Below are 3277 nucleotides of genomic sequence, written 5' to 3' on the forward strand. Positions count from 1 at the left end.
TCCACCCTGCTGGTCGCCGTCGCGCTGCTCAGCTCCATGCTCTTCGTCGTCGACCAGCGCCAGTTCGGTGTGGTCTACGCGCTGGGCCAGATCAAGACCGTCATCACCGAGCCGGGCCTGAACTTCAAGTTGCCGCCGCCGTTCCAGAGCGTCAACTACATCGACAAGCGCCTGCTGACGCTGGACAGCGTGGACACCGAGCCCATGCTCACCGCCGAGAAGCAGCGCGTGGTGATCGACTGGTACGTGCGCTGGCGCATCACCGACCCGCTGGCCTACATCCGCAACGTGGGCCTGGACGAGGCCGCCGGCGCCAACCAGCTCAATCGCGTGGTGCGCGATGCCTTCCTGGCCGAGGTCGGCCGCGTCACGGTGCGCGAGCTGCTGTCGACCAAGCGCGAGATCATCGTCGCGGCCGTCAAGCGCGAGGTGCAGGAAGTAGTCAAGGGCTCGAGCAAGCCCTGGGGCATCGACGTGGTGGACGTGCGGATCACGCGCGCCGACTACGTGGAAGCGATCACCGAGTCGGTCTACCGCCGGATGGAGGCCGAGCGCAAGCGCGTGGCCAACGAGCTGCGGTCCACCGGTGCGGCCGAGGGCGAGAAGATCCGCGCCGACGCCGATCGCCAGCGCGAAGTGCTGCTGGCCAATGCCTACCGCGACGCGCAGAAGATCAAGGGCGAGGGCGACGCCCAGGCCGCGGCGATCTACAGCGAAGCCTTCGGCCGCGACCCGCAGTTCGCCCAGTTCCACCGCAGCCTGGAAGCCTACAAGGCCAGCTTCAACAAGAAGAGCGACGTGCTGGTGGTCGACCCCTCGGGCTCCGACTTCTTCCGCACCTTCCGCAACGGCGGAGTGGGCGGCGGCAGTTCCGCACCCGCGCCGCGCCGCTAGAGGCGGCCCCGTGGACAGCGACGTCCTGTGGGGCGCGCTGGCCTTGATGCTGGTGCTGGAAGGGATCTTTCCTTTGCTGTCGCCGGGCGGCTGGCGCGCGACGTTCCAGCGGTTGCTGCAGCTGCGCGACGGGCAGCTTCGCTTCTTCGGGCTGGTCAGCATCGCCCTGGGTCTGGGCACGCTCTATTTCGTGCTTTAGACCGGGCCAGGAGCGCGCAGCGTATCGAGCCCTTGACCGGGCCACGCTGCGCATCGCGCAGCGTGGCCCCTCCTGCTGAAAGGATCCGGCTTTGCCGGTCCTTCCAGCACCGATCGGCCACGCACGAATCGCGCAGCGATTTGGGCGTGAAGTGCCTCCCGGTAGAATCGCGTTTTTAACAGCCTCCCTTTTTCCATGTCCGCCTGGGTCCTGCCGGATCACATCGCCGATGTGTTGCCTTCCGAGGCTCGCCACATCGAAGAACTGCGCCGTGAGTTGCTGGACACGGCCCGCGGCTATGGCTATGAGCTGGTGATGCCGCCGTTGCTCGAGCACCTGGAGTCGCTGCTCACGGGCACCGGCGAGGCGCTCGACCTGCAGACGTTCAAGCTGGTCGACCAGCTGTCCGGCCGCTCGCTCGGCCTGCGCGCGGACACCACGCCCCAGGTCGCCCGCATCGACGCCCATTTGCTCAATCGGCGCGGCGTCACGCGCCTTTGCTACTGCGGGCCGGTCCTGCACACGCGGCCCGACCGCCCCTACGCCACCCGGGAGCCGCTGCAGTTCGGCGCCGAGCTCTATGGCCACGCCGGGCTCGAAGCCGACCTCGAAGTGCTGTTGCTCGCGCTGGACTGCCTCAAGGCCACCAAGGTCGGGCCGCTCACCGTCGACATGGCGGATGCGCGCATCGTCCGCGCGTTGCTGGCCGGCCAAGGCCTGGCGCCGGCCCGGCTGGCCCTGGTGCACGCGGCGCTGGCCGCCAAGGATGCGACCGAGCTGGCCTTGCTGACCAAGGACCTTGCCAGGCCGGCGCGCGAAGGCCTGCAAGCCTTGATCCGCCTGTATGGCGATCAAGGCGTGCTGGCCGAGGCCGCGCGCGTGCTGCCCGACAGCCCGCTCATCGCCGCCGCGCTGGACCACCTCAAGTGGCTGGTGGGGCAGGTGATGGGCGCGACCATCCGCTTCGACCTGGCCGACCTGCGCGGCTACGCCTACTACAGCGGCGCGCGCTTTGCGATCTACACCCCGGGCGCCAGCGATGCGCTGGTGCGCGGCGGCCGCTATGACGAGGTCGGCGCCGTGTTCGGCCGGAACCGGCCGGCCGTGGGCTTCAGCCTGGACGTCAAGGAACTGGTCGGCGTGGCCGCCGCGCGACCGCTGAAGGCCGCCATCCGCGCGCCCTGGCTGGACAGCGGCCCCGAGGCCGCGGACCTGGGCACCGCCATCACCGGGCTGCGCCAGCAAGGCGAGACGGTGGTGTGCGTGCTGCCGGGCCACGAAAGTGAAGTCGACGAGTTCGACTGCGACCGCGAACTGGCGCGCGACGCCAGCGGCCGCTGGGCCGTGCGCGGCCTGTGATCATCCCCGCAAAGCATTTTTTCGAGAGCGAAGTCATGACGAAGACGAAGGGCCGCAACGTGGTCGTGGTCGGAACCCAGTGGGGCGACGAAGGCAAGGGCAAGCTGGTGGACTGGCTGACCGAGATGGCGCAGGGCGTGGTGCGCTTCCAGGGCGGCCACAACGCGGGTCATACGCTGGTGATCAACGGCGTCAAGACAGCGCTGCACCTGATCCCCAGCGGCATCATGCGCCCCGGCGTCAAGTGCTACATCGGCAACGGCGTGGTGCTGTCGGTGGCCAAGCTGCTGCAAGAGATCGAGGGCCTGGAAAAGGCCGGCGTGGAAGTGCGGTCGCGGCTGCGCATCAGCGAGGCTTGCCCGCTGATCCTGCCGTTTCACGCGGCCCTGGACATCGCCCGTGAAGCCTTCCGCGAAAAAGGCGGCACCGAGAAGATCGGCACCACCGGCCGCGGCATCGGGCCGGCCTACGAGGACAAGATCGGCCGACGCGCCCTGCGGGTGCAGGATCTGAAGCACCCGGCGCGCTTCGCCGAGAAGCTCAAGGAGCTGATGGAGCTGCACAACTTCACGCTGACGCAGTACCTGCACGCGCCAGCCCTGGAGTTCCAGGCGGTGTTCGACGAGGCCATGCGCCACGCCGAGATCCTGCGGCCCATGATGGCCGACGTCTCGCGCGAGCTGAACGAAGCCCACCTGCACGGCGACAACCTGCTGTTCGAAGGCGCGCAGGGCACGCTGCTGGACGTGGACCACGGCACCTACCCGTACGTCACCTCCAGCAACTGCGTGGCCGGCAACGCGTCCGCCGGCGCCGGCGTCGGCC

Annotated in this window: 4 protein-coding genes; all 4 read left to right on the forward strand. The window is 68.8% G+C overall.

Annotated elements, in window-relative coordinates:
• A partial coding sequence (hflC, locus tag JWP65_RS09445; RefSeq protein ID WP_299763065.1) for a protease modulator HflC occupies positions 1-894 on the forward strand: 894 nt, incomplete at its 5' end.
• A gap of 10 nt (positions 895-904) precedes the next feature.
• On the forward strand, positions 905-1093 hold the full coding sequence (locus JWP65_RS09450) for a DUF2065 domain-containing protein (RefSeq protein WP_299763066.1): 189 nt from the start codon (positions 905-907) through the stop codon (positions 1091-1093).
• Positions 1094-1288: 195 nt separating this feature from the next.
• On the forward strand, positions 1289-2452 hold the full coding sequence (locus tag JWP65_RS09455; RefSeq protein WP_299763067.1) for an ATP phosphoribosyltransferase regulatory subunit: 1164 nt from the start codon (positions 1289-1291) through the stop codon (positions 2450-2452).
• 35 nt (positions 2453-2487) lie between these two features.
• Positions 2488-3277, forward strand: a 790-nt coding sequence (locus tag JWP65_RS09460) for an adenylosuccinate synthetase (RefSeq protein WP_299763068.1), incomplete at its 3' end; no start/stop codon positions are given.

It is taken from the genome of Ramlibacter sp. (assembly GCF_028292805.1).
In the GTDB taxonomy this organism is placed as follows: Bacteria; Pseudomonadota; Gammaproteobacteria; order Burkholderiales; family Burkholderiaceae_C; genus Ramlibacter.

Coding starts and splice junctions, on each gene's coding strand:
- JWP65_RS09455 (WP_299763067.1), top strand. CDS start 1,289: ATGTCCGCCTGGGTCCTGCCGGATCACATCGCCGATGTGTTGCCTTCC.